Annotated in this window: 17 protein-coding genes, 1 other RNA gene and 1 pseudogene; 3 read left to right on the top strand and 16 right to left on the bottom strand. The window is 42.9% G+C overall.

Annotation, left to right across the window (positions count from 1 at the left end; genetic code table 11):
• Nucleotides 1-8: 8 nt before the first annotated feature.
• The 4 genes from ACHBIE_RS03575 to ACHBIE_RS03560 all read right to left on the bottom strand — a co-directional run bounded on the left by ACHBIE_RS03575 (nt 9) and on the right by ACHBIE_RS03560 (nt 2,540).
• Nucleotides 9-1,157, bottom strand: a complete 1,149-nt coding sequence (locus tag ACHBIE_RS03575; RefSeq protein WP_394732733.1) for a class I SAM-dependent RNA methyltransferase — start codon at nt 1,155-1,157, stop codon at nt 9-11.
• A 51-nt stretch (nt 1,158-1,208) separates the two neighbouring features.
• Nucleotides 1,209-1,586: RNase P RNA component class B (gene rnpB / locus ACHBIE_RS03570), an RNA gene on the bottom strand.
• A 16-nt stretch (nt 1,587-1,602) separates the two neighbouring features.
• On the bottom strand, nt 1,603-1,932 hold the full coding sequence (gpsB, locus tag ACHBIE_RS03565) for a cell division regulator GpsB (protein WP_172022718.1): 330 nt from the start codon (nt 1,930-1,932) through the stop codon (nt 1,603-1,605).
• A gap of 71 nt (nt 1,933-2,003) precedes the next feature.
• Nucleotides 2,004-2,540, bottom strand: coding sequence for an SLOG family protein (locus tag ACHBIE_RS03560; protein ID WP_172009498.1), 537 nt, complete (start codon nt 2,538-2,540; stop codon nt 2,004-2,006).
• Between the two features lie 71 nt (nt 2,541-2,611).
• Here ACHBIE_RS03560 and recU point away from each other — a divergent pair, with 71 nt between their 5' ends.
• The 3 genes from recU to rsmG all read left to right on the top strand — a co-directional run bounded on the left by recU (nt 2,612) and on the right by rsmG (nt 6,167).
• Complete coding sequence (gene recU, locus ACHBIE_RS03555) at nt 2,612-3,232, top strand: Holliday junction resolvase RecU (RefSeq protein ID WP_105111215.1); 621 nt, start codon at nt 2,612-2,614, stop codon at nt 3,230-3,232.
• Nucleotides 3,233-3,263: 31 nt separating this feature from the next.
• Nucleotides 3,264-5,381, top strand: a complete 2,118-nt coding sequence (pbp1a, locus tag ACHBIE_RS03550; RefSeq protein ID WP_394732755.1) for a penicillin-binding protein PBP1A — start codon at nt 3,264-3,266, stop codon at nt 5,379-5,381.
• Between the two features lie 72 nt (nt 5,382-5,453).
• Entirely contained in the window at nt 5,454-6,167 is a 714-nt protein-coding gene (gene rsmG, locus ACHBIE_RS03545) for a 16S rRNA (guanine(527)-N(7))-methyltransferase RsmG (RefSeq protein ID WP_394732732.1), read from the top strand.
• 106 nt (nt 6,168-6,273) lie between these two features.
• Here rsmG and ACHBIE_RS03540 read toward each other — a convergent pair whose 3' ends face one another.
• The 12 genes and pseudogenes from ACHBIE_RS03540 to ACHBIE_RS03485 all read right to left on the bottom strand — a co-directional run bounded on the left by ACHBIE_RS03540 (nt 6,274) and on the right by ACHBIE_RS03485 (nt 19,956).
• On the bottom strand, nt 6,274-7,107 hold the full coding sequence (locus tag ACHBIE_RS03540) for an energy-coupling factor transporter transmembrane protein EcfT (RefSeq protein ID WP_105111212.1): 834 nt from the start codon (nt 7,105-7,107) through the stop codon (nt 6,274-6,276).
• Nucleotides 7,104-8,777 (bottom strand): ABC transporter ATP-binding protein, encoded by a 1,674-nt coding sequence (locus tag ACHBIE_RS03535; RefSeq protein WP_394732731.1) that lies wholly within the window; start codon nt 8,775-8,777, stop codon nt 7,104-7,106. The genes ACHBIE_RS03540 and ACHBIE_RS03535 overlap by 4 nt, the downstream gene beginning before the upstream one ends.
• Nucleotides 8,778-9,244: 467 nt before the next feature.
• Entirely contained in the window at nt 9,245-9,853 is a 609-nt protein-coding gene (locus tag ACHBIE_RS03530) for a glutathione S-transferase family protein (protein ID WP_167785757.1), read from the bottom strand.
• A 78-nt stretch (nt 9,854-9,931) separates the two neighbouring features.
• Nucleotides 9,932-10,294: pseudogene (locus ACHBIE_RS03525) on the bottom strand (alpha-hydroxy-acid oxidizing protein); the annotation flags it as partial.
• Nucleotides 10,270-10,398, bottom strand: coding sequence for a hypothetical protein (locus ACHBIE_RS03520; RefSeq protein ID WP_394732730.1), 129 nt, complete (start codon nt 10,396-10,398; stop codon nt 10,270-10,272). The gene ACHBIE_RS03520 and the pseudogene ACHBIE_RS03525, both read right to left, overlap by 25 nt.
• 16 nt (nt 10,399-10,414) lie before the next feature.
• Complete coding sequence (locus tag ACHBIE_RS03515; protein WP_394732729.1) at nt 10,415-10,567, bottom strand: hypothetical protein; 153 nt, start codon at nt 10,565-10,567, stop codon at nt 10,415-10,417.
• A 38-nt stretch (nt 10,568-10,605) separates the two neighbouring features.
• Nucleotides 10,606-11,661: an MmcQ/YjbR family DNA-binding protein gene (locus ACHBIE_RS03510; protein ID WP_394732728.1), complete on the bottom strand. Its 1,056-nt coding sequence runs from the start codon at nt 11,659-11,661 to the stop codon at nt 10,606-10,608.
• On the bottom strand, nt 11,658-13,241 hold the full coding sequence (locus tag ACHBIE_RS03505) for a hypothetical protein (protein ID WP_394732727.1): 1,584 nt from the start codon (nt 13,239-13,241) through the stop codon (nt 11,658-11,660). Before ACHBIE_RS03505 ends, ACHBIE_RS03510 begins: the two co-directional genes overlap by 4 nt.
• 66 nt (nt 13,242-13,307) lie before the next feature.
• Nucleotides 13,308-14,540 (bottom strand): DNA cytosine methyltransferase, encoded by a 1,233-nt coding sequence (locus ACHBIE_RS03500; RefSeq protein WP_394732726.1) that lies wholly within the window; start codon nt 14,538-14,540, stop codon nt 13,308-13,310.
• 21 nt (nt 14,541-14,561) lie between these two features.
• Nucleotides 14,562-15,425: a DNA adenine methylase gene (locus tag ACHBIE_RS03495; RefSeq protein WP_394732725.1), complete on the bottom strand. Its 864-nt coding sequence runs from the start codon at nt 15,423-15,425 to the stop codon at nt 14,562-14,564.
• Nucleotides 15,418-17,220 carry a hypothetical protein gene (locus tag ACHBIE_RS03490; RefSeq protein WP_394732724.1) on the bottom strand — a complete coding sequence of 601 codons (1,803 nt, stop codon included), beginning with the start codon at nt 17,218-17,220 and terminating at the stop codon, nt 15,418-15,420. The genes ACHBIE_RS03495 and ACHBIE_RS03490 overlap by 8 nt, the downstream gene beginning before the upstream one ends.
• An 84-nt stretch (nt 17,221-17,304) precedes the next feature.
• Complete coding sequence (locus ACHBIE_RS03485) at nt 17,305-19,956, bottom strand: valine--tRNA ligase (protein ID WP_394732723.1); 2,652 nt, start codon at nt 19,954-19,956, stop codon at nt 17,305-17,307.
• Between the last annotated feature and the right edge of the window lie 18 nt (nt 19,957-19,974).

The raw sequence follows: 19,974 nt of genomic DNA, 5'->3' as shown, positions 1-19,974 counted from the left end.
ACTTTATTTTATGAACGTTTTACTCGTTGACCAAAGAATTGATACAAGTCAACCTTCAGCGTACCATTGTATAATTTCCGTTTTTTATCTGCTTGTTTTCCAAACCGCTGCTCAAATTGCTCGTCGCTGGTCAAGATAAATTTAGACCATGTTTTCAAAGGCTCAAAGGTCTGCCCCATTTCTTGGTAGAGCTTGATAATGGCCTCATCATCCAACAAACGCTCACCGTAAGGTGGGTTTGAAATAATAACACCATTTATCTTGTCTGTATGCAAGTCCTGCAGGCGCATTTGCTTAAAGACAATATCTTGGTCTACTTCGGCCGCAAAGGCATTTTTCTTGGCCATTTCGACCATACGGGCATCGATGTCTGAACCGGCAATGTCCAAGACTAGGTCAGATTTAACCGCTGCCTGCGCATTTTTGCGAGCTTGTGCAACCAGCTCCTCATCAACCCAAGGCCATTCTTCAAAGGCAAAACTGCGTTTGAGCCCCGGAGCCATATTCTTAGCCAACATGGCCGCCTCAATACAGAAAGTGCCCGAACCACAAGTCGGATCAATCAAAGGCTTGTCTGGGTACCAGTTAGACAGCTGTAAAATGGCTGCCGCCATATTTTCCTTAATGGGCGCGCCACCTTTTTCAACGCGGTAGCCACGTTTGAAGAGGCTGGAACCCGTCGTGTCAATCAATACCGTGGCCACATCTTTCAGGATGGAGACTTCAATCTTAAACTCTGCCCCAACTTCCTGCAAGGGAACGCCTTCTGGACGCGAAAAATGCTTTTGCAACTTTTTCACGACAGCCTTTTTAGAAATGGCCTGTACACTCGGCTCATTGTGGAGCATGGATTTGACACATTTGGCTTTTGAAATAGGAAATTTACTGCCCAAGGGTAGATAGTTTTCCCAGTCCAAGGCAAAGACCCCCTGGAAGAGTTCCTCAAAGGTGCGTGCGGGAAAACTCCCCACGATAATTTTAATCCGGTCTGCCGAACGCAACCAAAGGTTGGTTTCAATGATAGATTTGACATCACCTTGGAAACGCACGCGCCCATTTTCAACCTGACAGTCGTAGCCCAGTTCTCGAATTTCACGACCAACGACCGCCTCTAAACCAGCCGCCGCTGTCGCAATCAATTCAAATTGTTTTTTCATCTTTTTCCTCTATAATAAAAGCTAGCAAAGCTAGCCACCTATTATGCAATTTTCTATAAGCCATGTTTTGTTCCAGTGGTACTAGGTCCTACCACCTTCGATAATCATCTGTCTACCGCTTACGCAGTCAGGATTTCTGTTCTACTCTGGGAGTACCGTTCCATCCATCCCATGCCCCGACCAAAGTTTGGGTTGCTAGCTTGAGGGGTTTACCGCGTTCCATTTTTTACGTTTCCATAAAAACTTCGTCACTGTGGCACTTTCAGGCCTACTCTGGCATATCCAAGGACGTAGCCATTTTAACCGCCGTAACGTCAAAGACGTCCCTAGGCTTATTGGTTCGCCTAGCACAAACACTACCAGCATTGCAGCTGGTGCTAGCATGGACTTTCCTCATGGTAGATTACTACCACGCGATTATCCGAAAATTACACATGTCTATCTACTACTCTTGGGCAATCTGTTTACCAAAGACTTCTTTCTCCAGACGATTGATGCGACGGAGAATATCAAAGTTTGTGGCTGAACTCATCCGCTCTGCACGGAAAGCTTCTGGCTCCTCTGCAACAGGGGCTGGTTGACGAGAAGTATTTGCCAGCTGGGCTTTAAGCCTAGCGATCTCGCCCTTCAATTCCTTTACAATGGCTTCATAGGCATCGTAATCCTTCATGATTTCATCAAGAAAATCATTGACCTCGTCTTGATCATAACCACGAAAACCAATCTTAAAATCCTGCTCAAAGATATCCTTTGTCGTCAACTTAATACTCGCCATCTGTCTCATCCTTTTCTTTAAACATCACTACTTCTATTATATTAAAAAAAATAAGGAAAAATCAAGCCAAATCACTCAGAATTAGAAAAATTTTCCGCTACTTCATTTAAATCATCAAAACTCAGTACCTTAACAGTATAATCTTCTTTGTTTACGATTGAAGTATAGAGATATTTCAAGTTTGTTTCATTTTCAGGATCATAGAATAAATAGGCTCCCTCCGTATGGTCCAACAAGAACTGGTTAATCAGCTTAAATTGCCCAGGATTTTCATAGCGAACATAGAGGTATTTAACAAAATCGACCTGCTTAAATCGGGCTAGCTTGACTTGGTTAGCTTCGTTCCAATTCTCTCCATGGCTTTCAAAGGAAAAAATGGTAGCTATCTGAAAGTCATAGCCTTCCTGCCTCAAATCCAACAAAACTTCCAAACACCAATACTCAAAGCCCAGATTTCCAGTCAGAATAAACCACTCTACCCCATCATTTTCTAAAAACTTGATCAGGTCTCTGCGAATAGCCTCTTTGATGATGACTAATTTTGTATCCTTATCTGAAAAAATTCCCAAATCAGTATGACGATAGCCTGTTACTAAAAGGCTCTTGATGTGCATTTCTTGTACTCTTTTCCCTAATTATGGTATAATATGCTGATATTATTTTATCAGTAAGGAGTTCTATGGTCAATTATCCTCATCAGATAAATAGGAAAATCACTAGAACAAAAAAAGATTCTGCAAAGGAAACGGTTAATTTTGCCAATCGTGGGATGTCCTTTGAAGCTGCTATCAATGAGAGCAATGCTTACTACCTTTCCCATGGAATTGCGGTCATTCATAAGAAACCGACCCCTGTCCAGATTGTCAAGGTAGACTACCCAAAACGAAGTCGGGCCAAAATTGTCGAAGCTTATTTCAGACAGGCCTCAACAACGGACTATTCCGGCGTTTTCAAGGGACATTACATTGACTTTGAAGCCAAGGAAACCCGTCAGAAGACCTCCATGCCCATGAAAAACTTTCATGCCCACCAGTTGGAACATATGCAGGAAGTTGTCAAGCAAGGCGGTATCTGCTTTGTCCTTCTACACTTTTCAGAATTAAAAGAATCTTACTTACTCCCGGCAAAAGAGCTGATAGATTACTATCAAGCTGTTCAGGGCAATAAATCCATGCCCTTGCACTATGTTCGCGAGCATGGCTATGCCTTTCAGTTAGGGACCCATCCCAGCGTCCCCTATCTGACTATTGTCGAAGAAAAACTATTAGGTGGTGACTCAGTTGAAAAATCCAACCCTTAAGAAAGCACTCTTGCTTATCACAAACGTCGGAATTATCGCATTCTTAACAACGGTAATTATCGGTGGTCTTGTGACCCTATTCCTTATCTTTACAGCTCCTAAACTGACAGAAGACTCTCTTACTGCGACCGTGTCGAGTAAGATTTATGACAAGGACGGGGCTCTAATTGCGGACTTGGGGGCAGAAAAACGTTCCAATGCTACTACTGCTGAAATTCCGACCGACTTGGTCAACGCTATCGTAGCCATTGAAGACCAGCGTTACTTCAACCACCGCGGTGTAGACGTCATTCGTATCGCTGGCTCCTTCCTCAATAATCTACGAGGAGGACGTCTTCAAGGGGGGTCGACACTGGATCAGCAGTTGATTAAGTTGACCTACTTCTCAACATCTGCCCAGGACCAAAATATTAAGCGGAAAATTCAAGAAGCTTGGTTAGCCTTGCAGCTAGAACGTAGAAATACCAAACAGGAAATATTAACTTACTACATCAATAAAGTAAATATGTCCAATGGGAATTATGGAATGAAGACAGCTGCTAATGCATTCTTTGGTAAGGAACTGAAAGATTTAACTCTTCCTCAATTAGCCTTACTTGCAGGTATGCCCCAGGCTCCTAACCAATACGACCCCTACACTCAGCCAGAAACTGCAAAAGCACGTCGGGACTTGGTTCTAGGAGAAATGTTAGAAGAAAAATACATTACGGCTGAACAGCACGAGCAGGCAGTCCTATCACCGGTGACAGACGGTCTCCAGCCCCTGTCAAATGCACCCGCCTATCCAGCCTACATGGACAACTACCTGAAAGAGGTTATCAATGAAGTCGAAGAAAAAACCGGCTACAATCTCTTAACCACAGGTATGGAGGTCTACACCAACGTTGACTCAGCTGCACAACAGCAATTATGGGATATCTACAATACGGATATGTATGTTGCCTATCCAGATCCAACCTTCCAGGTAGCTTCAACTGTTATCGATGTTACCAACGGACACGTCGTTGCCCAGCTCGGCGGGCGTAATCAAAACAGTAATTCTTCATTAGGTACCAACCAAGCCGTTGAAACCAACCGCGACTTTGGTTCTACTATGAAGCCAATTACAGACTACGCACCTGCTATTGAAGAGGGTATTTATAAATCGACTGCTGACACTATATTGGATGCGCCTTATAATTATCCCGGCACTACCACTCCAGTCAATAACTGGGATAATGCTTACTTCGGCAATGTGACCCTCAAAACAGCCATCCAATCTTCTCGTAATACCACTGCCATCAAGGCACTACAGGCTGTTGGTTTTGAAAATTCATTAAAATTCTTGAACAAGCTCGGTATCGACTACCCAGAAATGTTCTATTCTAATGCTATTTCCAGCAACACAACCAATCCTGATAAAAAATACGGTGCTAGTAGTGAAAAAATGGCCGCAGCCTATGCTGCCTTTGCTAACGGTGGTACCTACTACAAACCACAGTATGTCAACAAGATTGTCTACACCGACGGAACAACTACTGAGTTTGAACCTGAAGGCAGTCGTGCAATGAGCCCTGAAACAGCCTACATGATGGTCGATATGTTGAAGAGCGTATTGACATCTGGCCCAGGTACTAATGCTGCCATCTATGGCATTCCTCAAGCTGGTAAAACCGGTACTTCCAACTACCCAGACGATGAGATGAAGGAAATCATTGCCTCTACTCCTGGAGCAAGTTATAGTAGTATAGTTGTTCCTGACGAGAACTTCGTTGGCTTCTCTACTAAATACTCTATGGCTGTCTGGACAGGATACAGCAATCGTAAGATTCCAGTATTGGATAGTGGCATGCGTGTCGCAACCGATGTCTATCGGAATATGATGACTTATCTAAATCCTGTTGGAACTGCAGATTGGGAAATACCTGACGGTCTCTACCGTTATGGAAACAACGTCTACATAAACGGCTATACTGGTCCAGTTTATAACTACTATAGCTATAGCAGGACAACCAGTGAGACGAGCGAAGAGTCCTCAACGGAACCTACAACTAGTGAGGATACGAGTACTGAAAATTCTAGCGATGCTCAATCAACAGAAACTGGTTCCGAAACAGGCAATTCTTCTGAACAACCAACCACTCCATCTGCTGACTCACAAGGTCAGTAAGACTCAACCTTGAAAGGCAACTATCGCCTTCCAAGGTTTTTCTTTTGTTGAAAATTATGATAAGATAGGACTATGAAACCCGAAGTATTTTACAAGACCTTGGCAGACCAAGGAATCCAATTAACAGACCAGCAGAAAAACCAATTCCACCGCTACTTTGAACTCCTAGTAGAATGGAACGAAAAAATCAACCTGACAGCTATTACCCAGGAAGAGGACGTTTATCTCAAGCACTTTTATGATTCTATTGCACCAATCCTGCAGGGTCATATTCAAAATCAAGCACTCAAACTCTTGGACATCGGGGCTGGTGCAGGTTTTCCTAGCCTGCCCATGAAGATTATCTATCCTGAGCTGGACGTGACCATCATTGACTCCCTCAACAAACGAATCAATTTCCTGAACCTTCTGGCTGAGGAGCTGGGATTGGACAAGGTCCATTTCTACCATGGACGAGCAGAGGATTTTGCCCAGGACAAGCAATTCCGTGCCCAATTTGATATCGTGACCGCTCGTGCAGTAGCCCGCATGCAAATCCTATCAGAATTGACCATCCCCTATCTCAAGCTCAATGGCAAGCTGATTGCCCTCAAAGCATCCAGTGCCGAGGACGAATTGGCCCAGGCCAAAAATGCTCTCAACCTCTTGTTCGCAAAGGTCTTGGAGAATCATGATTATGAGCTGCCCAATGGCGACCCGCGTACCCTGACCATTGTCGAAAAGAAAAAGGAAACCCCGAATAAGTTTCCACGCAAGGCAGGCATGCCCAATAAACGACCACTATAAGAACCGGTATTCACAGCTCGGTGCCGGAGCACTTATCTACATGTACCTTACTTGTGAATACAATTTCAAAAACGAGTTTCGCAATCGAAACTCGTTTTTTCTTATCTTATGCCCAAGGGTTGTAAAACCTACCATCATTGATAAAGAATAGGCTAATCGTTACTAGAACCAGTAGAGCGATGATGGATAGGACCAGATAGTCCATTTTTTTCAGGGGCTGGTAGGTGTACCAGGTCCGCTTTTTATTTTTTCCGAAACGGCGCAATTCCATGGCAGTTGAAATGGTATCAATCCGACCAAGTGAGCTGAAAATCAAAGGGATAACCAAGGCCAGATTGCCCTTGATCCGGTCCATCAATTTGGCTTTCTTGGACAATTCCAGACCACGCGCCTCTTGAGACATGCGAATGGCATAAAATTCTTCCTGAATATCTGGTATGTAGCGCATGGTCAGACTAACAGCGTAGGCAACCTTATAGGGTACCCCGATTGTATTCAAGCTGGAGGCAAATTGACTAGGGTGGGTTGTCATCAAAAAGATAATGGCCAGAGGAACTGTACAAAAGTACTTGAGCAACAAATTCAGCAAGTAAAACAATTGCTGGCTAGTCACGGAGTATTGCCCCAAACCTTTGAAAAGGACAGTCTCCGCCCCATAGAGTTCGACCCCATACTTAGGCGCAAAGACATAGACCATGGTCGCATTCAGGAGGGCAAAAATGGTCGTGAAAATCAAAACGAAAGACACCTTCCTGTAATCAATGCCCGATAGCTTGAAAAGACTGAGGGAAAAGAGGGCGATGAAAATAATCAGACGCGTATCGTAGGTAATCATGGCCAAGATGGACACAATCAAGAAAAAGAGGAGCTTGCTGACAGCAGATAGTTCATAAATAAAGCCCCGTCCCTGCTGGTAGCCGATAAGTGCTTGCTGACTCATAGCCTTCTCCTTTCTTCCTGCATGTAGTAGTTGGTCAAGGCCAGAGGGTCCACTCCCATTCTCTGAGCCAAATGGAAAATAGAGGTCTCTTTCAAATTAGCCTGGTCAATGATAGCGGCATCCGAAAGGATTTCCGCTGGAGACTGGTCCGCAATAATCTGACCATCCACCACAACCAGGGCCCGGTCCGAATAATCCAGCATCAGCTGCATATCGTGGGTAATCATGACAATGGTATGACCTTGTCGATTGAGCTCGTCTAAGAAATCCATCATCTCACGGTAATGACGCTCATCCTGCCCAGCTGTTGGCTCATCCAGCAGAATAATTTCCGGCTCCAGCACCAAAATGGAGGCAATGGTCACCCGCTTCTTCTGACCGTAGGATAGGGCTGAAATCGGCCACTTACGGAATGAATAGAGACCACAAACTTCCAGAGCCTTGTGCACCCGCTTTTCGATTTCTTCTTGACCCACTCCACGCATTCTCAAACCGAGGGCCACTTCATCAAAAATCATAGTCTGGCTGATCATCTGATTGGGATTTTGCAGGACATAGCCAATCCGCTCGGCCCGTTCTTTGACCGAATCGTCCTTGATGGATTGCCCCTGCCAGATAAAGTCTCCTTCCACATCCAGAAAACCACAGAGAGCCTTGGCTAGGGTCGATTTTCCGGCTCCATTTTTCCCGATGATAGCCAGACGTTCCCCCTTATAGAAGGTGAAATGGATGTCCTTGAGGGCCTGTTTCTGCGGATAGGAGAAGTTCAGGTTTTTAACCTCTAGCAAGCTCGGCTTGGCAAGGACCTCTTCTCGGTCTAAGAGCAAATCCACTGATTGAAGTCCTGTCAAATCAAGACCAGACAGGCTTGATAAAGAATTTGCCTGCTCCAGAGAGTAGCCCATAGCCCGTAGGGTTGCCAAATAGAGTGGCTCGCGGATGCCATTTTCCACCAAGAGCTTGGTCTGCAAGAGTTGATCCGGCTGACCGTTGAATAGGATTTGTCCCTCATTGATGAGAACGATGCGGTCCACCTGTCTATAAAGAACATCTTCCAAGCGATGCTCGATGATAATGGTGGTCGCTCCCTCCTGCTGGTGCAGGCGATCAATCAAGTCAATGGTGTCCTGTCCAGACTTGGGATCCAGATTGGCCAGAGGTTCATCAAAGAGCAAAATCGGACTTTCATCAATCAGGACACCTGCCAGACTGACCCGTTGCTTCTGTCCACCAGACAGGTCCTGGGGACGGTGGTTGAGAAGCTGGTTTAATTCCAAACGATTGGACCAATCAGCCACTTTTTGCTGCATCAGTTCTTGAATTTCCATGTCATTTTCCAAGGCAAAGGCCAAATCCTCTGCCACAGACAGACCGATAAACTGACCGTCCGTATCCTGCAAAACAGTCGATACTAGCAGGGATTTTTCATAAATAGATAGGTCAAAAGCCTCCTGACCATCTATCAAGAGCTGGCCACTATGACTACCTTGGTAAATATTGGGAATAATGCCGTTAAGACATTGACCCAGTGTTGACTTACCAGAGCCCGAAGGTCCAACAATCAAGACTTTCTCACCTTTATATATACTTAAGTTGATATCCCTCAATGTCGGCTCCTGCTGGGCCTTGTATTGAAAGCTAAAATCCTTGAATTCAATGAGTTTTTCCATAGTACCTATTATACCAAAAAGATGACTGAAAATCGGCTAGAATTACTAAAAACTTCTGAATGTTCTGATTTTTTAACAACTTAGGGATAAAAAATAAGGGAATAATTTTAGTTTCCCTTACCAGAATGTAGACAAACTATACTTTGGAAAAATAAACTGAGTAGCTCTGCTAGCAAAATTAAAAAATTAGTCTCATTTTGCGAGCGAAGCGGGCCTACATCGAGACTTTCCGCTATGATGAAAATGCTTGAGACGTTGTCGTCTCAAGCATTCGGAGCTATTGAGACCTTAGGCTCAATGGCTAGGTATGGAATTCCGTAGGTAGCTCAAACAGTCTGGGAGACTGTATGAGGAGTAAACCCAGAAACAAGAAAGTTTACTACCGTCCGGCATCACCTCAGGAAAGTCCTAAAAGAGGCTTTGTCTACAAACTCATAAGGGAATTTGAGATCCCCTTACACATCTACTTATTTTGATAGTTGTAAAACCTTTGCTACTGCTTCATCCTCTTTCATTGCTTTCATGAAACGAGCCAGATTTGGGTATTCTGTCCACGGTTTTGGTGTTTTGACCGACCAAGTCGCCATAACAAAGGCATAGGGGTCGGCGACAGTACGTTGGTTGCGATACACATGGTCTGTATCGCCAATTAAGCCATCAAGGAAGGTCATGGAACGGTCAACCCGTTGATAGGCTGCTTGGACAACAGCGTCAAGTTCATCTGCTTTTTTAGAAACCGTGTAGCGGTTGGGACTGAAAATCGGCCAGAAGGATGGATGAAAATCTCCTGTCAAGAAGGCCATAATTTCATTAAATTCTGTCTGAGCTTGCAGGTCTGCATCTGGTCCCAACTGACTTTCTGGACTGCTTGCAGCAATATAATTCAAAACAGCATTGGCCTGAGTCACAATCTTATAATCTGGTACGTCCAAGGCCGGCACCATTCCCAAAGGATTGACTTTCAGATACTCTTCCGAACCCAGCTTAACTCGCTCAACCTCATAATCTAAACCGGACCACTCCAAGGAAATCCAACAGGCAAGAGCACAAGTACCCGGTGCATAATAGAGTTTCATAAACATTCCTCCTTCGCTTAGCTAAGTAGTATTCTAGCTCTATTATGGCACTTCTATTTGAGAAAATCTCTCCAGAAATTATTTTACATTCTCTTCAGCCAAAAAAGAATCATTGATTGGGTTCTGACGAATGAGTGGCGCACGCTTGATGTCCTCTATGGTTTGAGTACCAGCAAGTTGCATGACAATCTTGAGCTCTTTGTTCAAATGCTCGACAACACTTTGTGTTCCTTGAGCACCGCCTAGCGCAAGACCATAGACAATGGGACGACCGAGCGCCACAATATCGGCACCGTTAGCCAAGACTTTAAAGACATGAGACCCACGGCGAACACCGCTATCAAATACGATTGGCACACGTTTATTGACCCTATCAGCGATGGCGCGCAAGACATCAAAGGAAGCAGGACCGCCGTTTAATTGGAGACCCAAATACCTGCTGCGCCAGCTTGGATAGCAATTTCAGCAAGATAGGACCTGGCATAGGCATCCCTCCGTCCCTTGAAGAGAGTAAAATAGAGCTCCAGTTTCTCAACGGTAGTCAACCTACTTTTTACTCGCTCAAAGTAGGTTGCAAATGCGGTCGCTGATGATAGAATGCTCTTGAGTCCCCTGATATTGCAATAGATTCAAGAATTTTTCACTAGCATAATAAGGAAAACGAGCAAGATGCCTAGCCACCCTTCCCCTTGATTTTTCAATGTAGAAAGACATAGGGACCTCCTAATTTTAAAACTGCTATCAAACCTACTTCACTCTTTCAGCTGACATTTCAAGTACTCAATAGCCTCCTTGGTCAACCGTCTTGGTCCTCGGACTGCCTTGACACCCAGAGCCATCATCCTTTGACGAGGCAAGATGTCATCTGGCAACTGGGCTAGCAGCTCCACCTGCATGAGTTTCTTTTCTGTCGGAATATCTGACTCTCCGTGATTTTCTAGGTTCGCCCCCAAGACACGGCAGACATAGCGAATGGCCTGCACAGGTGCCGTCACGTAGATGGCTACGATGTCCCCAGCTTGAATGGTTGATTTTTGTGGCCAATAGACAATCTTATTTTCCGCAAACTCGGTATCAATATCATAGACCTTTGGATTGGCTGGAATAACCCAGTAATCAGGCCCTTGCTCCGCCTTGTAGGATTTCGGTCCCACCAAATAACGACTTTTCTCAAGGAGGGCAAACACCGTCTGGTCCTCCACCGTATCATCCAGCAAGACCGACACCCAGGTCTTTTTCGACATGTGGTAGGCTGGATAAACGCCCGACTGACTCAGCAGCTCTGCTATTTCCCGACCGTCAACCTTGAGATTGACAATCTCCACCTCTTCTTGAGAACCGCTCCCATCCAGCTTGTCCCTCGGAATCTGACTGACCAGGGCGTACCACTTGTTATTGTCGGGGTGGCGAAAAGCCCCATAGGTCGGCAACTTGGCAAAGGGATAGTCAGGAAGGTCGCCCCACTGCTCCTTGATGAGCTGGGCTATGCGGTTGCTTTGGTCTTTGGAAAATGGCAGAGCGACACAGCAGGCTTCCTCTATCCGAGCCAAAATGGACTGATAACTTTCTCTCACCTGACCCACAAAAGCCCCAGCTGGCGCAGTCACCAGATGGGCAGTATAGACCTCCTCCATCTCACAATCCCAAACATAGGACGACAGCTGACCAGCCTCATCCACCTCCACCACTGCCTCAAACTGCCCCTCCATGAAGACCTCACGGTAGATGTAATGATTGTTAGAGAGGATAAAACCGAAAGGGATGAGAGAGGGGAGGTGGATTTTTAGTTTGCTATTTACATTTGTCATTTTTTACCTTTTCTACTAACCCATCCAATCGCATCTGCTGGTGGATTTTCCGTATCAATCCAAATAAATTCGATACCGATTTCGCCATTTTTGAATTTGGTTAATCGAATACCATTTATTTCCAGAGATTCTAATTTCTTCCCTGTCAGTACTTCACGCTCAGCCAATTGAAAAACACCTCTCAGCAACCATTCACCAAGAATATCTTGCCTATCCACTGACTGAATAGCCTTGCCTGTTTCTTGATTGATGTAGGCTTCAATAGCATCTCCTGATGATAGAAAACGAAGCGTAAAAGTTCGTTCTTCTTTCGACAGTGCCAATTTTTTGCCTGTTTCATCAAATGTCCCAACATTGTGACCGAAAAAGTCTGGTCGAGCATCATGAAACTTCTTAGAATCAGGCAGTGGGATGTAAACTTCACTAACTGGACGGTAAACCAATTTCTCCAGTTTTTCAGACAATCTCTCAATCCCTGACTCTTGAGCAAAACTCATCAAGTCCGAGCGAATTTTCTTCATCTCTGCTTTTTCTTCTTTAGTGGACCACTTTTTCAATAAAATTTCTTCCAAGGAATAGGTCACAAATGCCAACTCTTCAGAAGTGAGTTGACTAGCAAACTCCTCTTGGATTTTTTGAATTCGAGTTAGTCTATCCTTTTTAGCTAATTTTGCTCCACCATTGAAAGCATTGAAGCCTGAATTTTCTTCAACATGACCATGCTTGTCTGTGATAACCCACGAAACTGTATCAAGAACTTGACTTTCTTTCTCAACCGTAGATAAAGTGTGGAGATTTTCAAAAATATAAAACGGATCTTCCACATAGTCCACATCCCATGTATCCACCACAATATCCTTGTTATGAAAAGTCATATGGAGCTGGCTATCTGCTGCAGTGTATTTGTAATCATGCTGGCCATCTGTAAAGGCAAAATTTGTCGGAGTTTTTAGACTGGTCGCTCCCTTAATCTGTAAATTTTCGACATCAATAGGAAGGTAACTGGTTTCCCCTACAAAAATTTGTGGCTTGGCTCCCTTCGCCGTCGGCATTAAGACATGGTAAACAGACTCCACCATTGAATCCGATGCAAAACCACGAATTTGTGCTTTTGAGGATTCAATCCGCTGGTTACGCAAGAGAGAAATTTCCTTGGCCAATTTCAAGTAAAGTGAATGATTATTTTTATTGGCCGTTTCTTTATCTGGAGCAATTATCGCATTAAACTTGATTTCTTGCAGAATTTCCGTCCAACTCTGCGAATCTTTCTTGAATTGGGCAACTTTTTGGTCACCTGACTGAATGCCGAAAGATTTGATTCCGACTAGATATTTATACTGATTGTCCACCATAACCGAGGCATCAAAGGAAGTGTTGGCAATATCTTCACCTATAGCTTGAAAGGCCCTCTGAAAGACTGTTTCTTGGAACTTGGAATTGATAATCGGAGCTACATAATTAAAGGTTTCATTTTCCTCATCTGATTCAGACTTTTGTGAAAAAGCCTCACTAAGACTTGCAAAATTGGTAATCAGTGTCCGATACTTTTCTTTCTGCTCTGCTTTTAATTTTTCCCACATAGACTCTACCTCATTTTCTAATCATAGTATAGCAAAAGAAGACTAGATTTTCACTAGTCCCCTTACTTAATTATTCGTAACAGCGATGCTGTAAAATTCCAAGTGACCGCCTTTTTTAACCAAGCGTAGATAGTCTTCGTCTGACAAAATTCCTAAACCGTCATTGTAGCTATCTAATTTAGCAATAGCCTCATCATAAGTCGCAACAAAGTCTTTTACATAAGACTGCCCTTCAAACTGACCATTCATCTTGGTATAGATAATCGCAACATTTCCTGTTCGCTCCAACTGTGATATACCTTTGGTAGTTTTCATAGCTTCAGCAATTTTATCTGCAATCCGCTTGATAACTGGTACAACAACGCTGTTTCCAGCCTGTTTATAGAGCTGGCCGTTGGATACACCTTCTGGAATTTTAAAGGTCTTGGGATAACCTTGAACGTTAAAAGTTTCTTTTGGTGTCAGCTTACGAATTTCTCCAGTGTCTGTCAAGATGAGGGGGACATTATGCCCACCTGTTCCCATATTAGCTGTCAGGGTTGGCACGACACCATTTTTATTTTCCCTTACATACTGGCGTCGCCACTGGTAAACCGTATCCTGGCTGGTAACAGACTCTTTCAACTGGTCAAAGAAAGGTTGTTTCCCTTGACGATAATAGTAATTCTCCTCTGGTTTTGCCCCAAAATCAATGACATCTTGAAGCCCAGTGGTCAGCTTAATTTCCTCTGGAAACTCAAATTTATCGTAGGCTTCCTTGTTGTCAAAGCCAACAATGTAGATCCGCTCGCGGTTCTGCGGGATGTTCCCGTAGTCTTTGCCGTTCAAGACCTTCCACTTGATAAAGTAGTTGTTCTCGGTCAAGGCTTCACGGATAACCTTGAAGGTATTGCCGTGGTCATGAGAAACCATGTTTTTCACATTCTCGACAAAAATCGCCTTGGGTTTCTTGGCTTCTATCATCCGAAGCAACTCAAAGAAAAGGTCACCACGGTCATCTTCAAATCCCTTGCGGTAGCCTGCGATACTAAAGGCCTGACAAGGAAAACCTCCGACAATTACATCGACTGTTTCCGAAGGAATTTCCTCTGGCAATACTGCGTGAATATCACGCCCGTCCAGATAAGTATCCGGGTAGTTCAACTGATAAGTCTGTCTGGCATACTTATCAAACTCGTTGGCATACACCACTCTGAACTCGTTGGTCTGCTCAAAACCCAACTCAATTCCACCAACACCAGAGAAGAACGCTGCAATAGCAAACTTCTCCTGCTGGCGTGAACTTACAGAATTTGTCATGTAAGCACCTGCTTTCTTTATTTATAATGAATTATCATAGATATTCAGAAACTCTGAAATCCTTGACGATGATACAGTCTGGCTAAGAAAAATATACTCAACCCCCTTTTTAGAATTTCCTGCACTATAATTTAATTGGTAAGGAAAATGTTCAAAGCTCGAATACATGTTCTGGATTTCTTCGTGAAAATCATAGGTAAGAATCCATTTATGTTTACTCATATACTCGTCAATTGTATCTCGTAATTCTAAATGATCTATATGTTCGTAGAAATTTGTATACAATTGCTTTCCTTTAACAAAATACGGAGGGTCAAAAAAAGTCAAAGAACGTTTTGTCCGTCTAATGTTATTTTTTATAAATTCAACGGCATCTAAATTGTACAAACTAATTCTATTTTTATTCTTAGCAATTGATTCAATTTTCTTAACCAGCACTTCCGTATTATATCGACAATTCATTTTATAATTTCCTGTTTGACTTCTACCACCGATAGGCCCTGCTTGAATAATACCTGAGCGATTCGTCCTATTAAGATAAAATGTGGAAAAACCTAGTGTCAGTAAGTCAACATTCTCTTTATTTTTTTGAACTTCTTGCTGCCTATCCCATTCTTCAATCGTAAATGTTGCTTCCTTCACTTTTTTTATAAAAGTTTCAGTATCATGTAAAATAGAATACCACATTGCATAAATAGCTCGGTCAAAATCATTTAACATTATTTTTTTAACATCATTATTCAGTAGCAATTTTAATGCTACTGCGGCTCCGCCACAAAATGGCTCTATATATGTATCTATGTCATTGCTCTTTACTAGATACTTAACATACTGATATGTTTTATTTTTTCCCCCAGGATAACGTAACGGGCTAAAATTATCCATTATTTACTCCTTCATATAATTTATCGAAAATGACTGAAAAATAACGTTTAAATTTCTGACCAATTGATTGAATATTAGTAATACTAACACTCGTTCCATAATCATGAATCAAACCATTTAATAACTCAATATCCATATCATGATTATTTAGAGCTTTTGCCTCTGTCTTCGAAAATCTCGTTGTTGTAACTAAATGATTTTTTACTGCTGAAACAAGTGGAGACAATTTGTCTTGCGGTTGTTTTAAGTTTAATAAATCTGAATAAGCTTTGGTACTATATTCAATTAGATTTCTCAAAAGAAATGCAATAATTATATGCTCTCCAATATCTGCTGATAAAACATTAAAACTTTGTAATTTTTTAATTACTTCACAAATTTTAAAATACTCGTGGTTAGATGATAATTTTGCTAGCGACTCATTATACCACTTGTTATTAAATAAAACTTGATATTCTTGACGAGGGGTACTCATTGCTACATTTAAAAATATAGGAAAAGATTTTTTGACTGTATCATATTCAGCATTAATGGTGTATATACCATTTTCAGAAATAGGATTAATGACGTTATTATCCAGTACAATATTATTTTGATGTGTACAACTAAATGAAATTCTATTATACTCAGAACTTTGTCTTGGTACTTCATTGTCATTTTCATCAAACAAAGTAACTTCTTCAGTTAAATTATGATTAATTTTATTTATAGTAACTGATTCCCTAGGAACAAAAAATTTATACTTAGTCTCTTTATTTTGTGTGACCGTATTATTGACAGTATTCTCGGGTTCTTTATTTTCTAATGGTCTATGTGTCCCACGATCCGTCTCTTCCTTATTGTCATTGTCTTCCGTAGTTACCGGTGTTTTACTTTGAGCACCCTCTGAATGTAGTACTCCTTTATTATTACATTCCTTATATTCTTTAATTTTTTCCGCTAAATCAGGTATCTTTTCAACAACGTCTTTCCATTGATTCTTTTTAGCAAAGACTCGTGTATTTAATTTTTTATCAACCCAAACTGCTTTACCTAAAATCGCTAAAATTTCAAAGTAAATTACTTCGTTTTTAGAAACGATTTCAAGATTATCATTAAACTCAAGATCCAACTCTTGTTTTAAAGGGCTGAAAACTCTTGAAACTAAAACATCTGTATCCAATTGCGTTAATCTCTTTAAGCTAGATACATGGCTTTTTGTTGCATCATAAACAGACGTTAAAAATTTTAACTGCCGAATTGCATTTCTTACTGCTACTTTTCCTTCTGGGGTAATTATTTTAATCTTGTTTAAAGTTTCATCACTGGATAATCCTGTTTCTCTATATTGACTATAAAGATTATAATAGAATACTTTCTTATCTATTGAACTCCATGTTTTAATTCCTTCAACATGTTTTGCACTGATTTTAAAAAGTGCTTCATCTTTAATATCTCCAGTTACTATATCACAACTAACTTTAAAATTTTCTATATCCAATTTTAGTTGCTCAATTCTTTTACGTTCCGAGCTTTTTAATAAATATTGATACTGAAACAAAAGTTTTAACGAAGCAATTCTTCTATTACCTTCCAACACTGTGTATTGGTCCTTTTCATTTTTAAGGACAATAACACGCTCACCTATTGTATTATATCCGTTTTCCCCAATTTGAAATGCAAGTTCTTTAATCTGTTCAAATTGAACTAAATACTTGACTATTTCTTCTTCAGTATTAAAATCAAACATTGAAAACCTAGGATTATTAAAATCTAAATTAATTTCTAAAGGATTTAAAACAATAGTATCAAACATAAATAGCCCTCTCAAAGTTTTTGTTCCTATCCATTATACCACAAAACCCAGCCTTTTTAGGCTGGGCATTTTATCGCATTCTTCCTACTTAACCAGTTTTTTCATTTCTGCGATACGTTCCTGTGTCGCATCATATTTTGCTTGGTAGTCGGCTTGTTTTTCTTTTTCTTTTTCAACGACTTCTGGTTTGGCGTTGGCGATGAAGCGTTCATTGCTGAGTTTTTTGCCGACCATGTCTAGTTCTTTTTGCCATTTGGCAAGTTCTTTGTCCAGACGAGCCAACTCCTCTTCTACGTTGAGGAGGTCGGCTAGTGGCAAGAAGATTTCAGCACCGGTGATAACGGCTGACATGGCTAGTTCTGGTGCAGCAATGCTTGAGCTGATTTCCAACTGTTCTGGATTTGTAAAGCGTCGGATGTAGTTTTCATTTGCCTTGAAGAAGGTTTCAAGCTCAGCATCCGCTGTCTTAATCAAGATAGTAATCGGCTTAGATGGCGCAACGTTCACTTCTGCTCTGCTATTTCGCACCGAACGGATCAAGTCTTTGAGGCTTTCCACTCCCTTGTGAGCTTCTGCATTGTCAAAGGCTGGGTTGACCACAGGGTAAGCTGCCACCACGATAGAGCCCTCTGCATACTGGGCAAAGATTTCTTCCGTCACGAACGGCATGATTGGGTGGAGGAGGCGAAGGATTTGGTCCAGCGTGTAAAGAAGGACAGAGCGAGTCATGACTTTCTCAGCCTCGTTGTCGCTGTAAAGGACCTCCTTGGTCAGCTCGACATACCAATTGGCGAACTCTTCCCAGATGAAGTTGTAGAGGATGTGCCCAGCCACACCGAACTCGAACTTGTCGAAGTTTTCAGTGACCTTGGCAATGGTTTCGTTGAGGTTGTGGAGAATCCAGCGGTCCGTCACGTTACCAGCCTCACCAGTTGCGACTTTGGCTACATTCTCACGCGCCGCATCCAAGGTCAAGCCTTCATTGTTCATGAGGATGTAGCGGGAAATGTTCCAAATCTTGTTGATAAAGTTCCAAGACGCGTCCATCTTCTCATCAATGAAGCGAACATCTTGACCAGGGGCAGAGCCGTTTGACAAGAACCAACGCAAAGCGTCCGCACCGTATTTCTCGATGACATCCATGGGGTCGATCCCGTTTCCGAGCGACTTGGACATCTTGCGACCGTCTTTGTCACGGATCAAACCGTGGATCAGCACGTTCTTGAATGGCTGACGGCCGGTGAACTCAAGCGATTGGAAAATCATGCGTGACACCCAGAAAAAGATAATGTCGTAGCCCGTTACCAAGGTTGAGGTCGGGAAGTAACGCTGGAAGTCCGTCGCGTTTTCGTCAGGCCAGCCCATTGTTGAGAATGGCCAAAGGGCAGAGCTGAACCAAGTATCTAGGACATCCTCATCCTGTACCCAACCGTCACCTGCTGGAGCCTCTTCTCCGACGTACATTTCGCCAGATTCGTTATACCATGCTGGAATCTGATGCCCCCACCAAAGCTGACGCGAGATAACCCAGTCGTGTACATTTTCCATCCATTGAAGGAAGGTATCGTTGAAACGTGGCGGGTAAAATTCTACCTTGTCAGCTGTGTCTTGGTTGGCAATGGCATTCTTAGCCAACTGGTCCATCTTAACAAACCACTGGGTTGACAAGCGTGGCTCGACTACCACACCTGTACGCTCAGAGTGACCGACTGAATGCACACGGTTTTCGATTTCAACAAGGGCACCCAGCTCTTGCAACTTAGCAACCGTTGCCTTACGAGCTTCAAAGCGGTCCATACCTGCAAATTCACCTGCCAACTCGTTCATGGTACCGTCATCATTCATAACGTTGACTTGTGGCAGATTGTGGCGTTGACCTACGAGGAAGTCATTTGGATCGTGGGCAGGAGTGATTTTCACAACCCCTGTACCAAATTCTGGATCTGCGTGCTCATCCGCAACGATTGGGATTAACTTGTTAACGATTGGTAGGATAACATTTTTACCAATCAAGTCCTTGTAACGTGGGTCTTCTGGGTTAACCGCCACCGCAACGTCACCGAACATGGTTTCAGGACGGGTTGTCGCAACTTGAAGGGCACGAGAGCCATCTTCCAACATGTAATTCATGTGGTAGAAGGCACCTTCGACATCTTTGTGAATAACTTCGATATCAGAAAGGGCTGTGCGAGCTGCAGGGTCCCAGTTGATGATAAATTCGCCACGGTAGATCCAGCCTTTTTTGTAGAGTTCTACAAAGACCTTGCGAACGGCTTTCGACAAGCCTTCATCCAGCGTGAAGCGGTCACGTTGGTAGTCCAAAGACAGACCCAACTTACCCCATTGCTCACGAATGGTCGCTGCGTACTCATCCTTCCATTCCCAGACTTTGTCGAGGAACTTTTCACGACCCAAGTCATAACGGGTCACGCCTTGCTCACGCAAGCGTTCCTCAACCTTAGCCTGAGTAGCAATCCCCGCGTGGTCCATACCTGGAAGCCAGAGGGTGTCAAAGCCCTGCATGCGCTTTTGGCGGATAATAATATCTTGAAGGGTGGTATCCCAAGCGTGCCCCAGGTGCAACTTACCTGTTACGTTTGGTGGCGGAATGACGATTGAATAGGGCTTAGCCTCCGCATCGCCTGACGGCTTAAAGACATCTTGGTCCAACCAAGTTTGGTAACGACCAGCCTCAACCTCGGCTGGATTATATTTTGGTGATAATTCTTTTGACATTATTTTTTCTCCTTTAGT

This window comes from Streptococcus sp. A23 (assembly GCF_043674155.1).
GTDB classification, from domain to species: domain Bacteria; phylum Bacillota; class Bacilli; order Lactobacillales; family Streptococcaceae; genus Streptococcus; species Streptococcus suis_V.
This window is presented reverse-complemented; position numbering and strand designations above follow the sequence as displayed.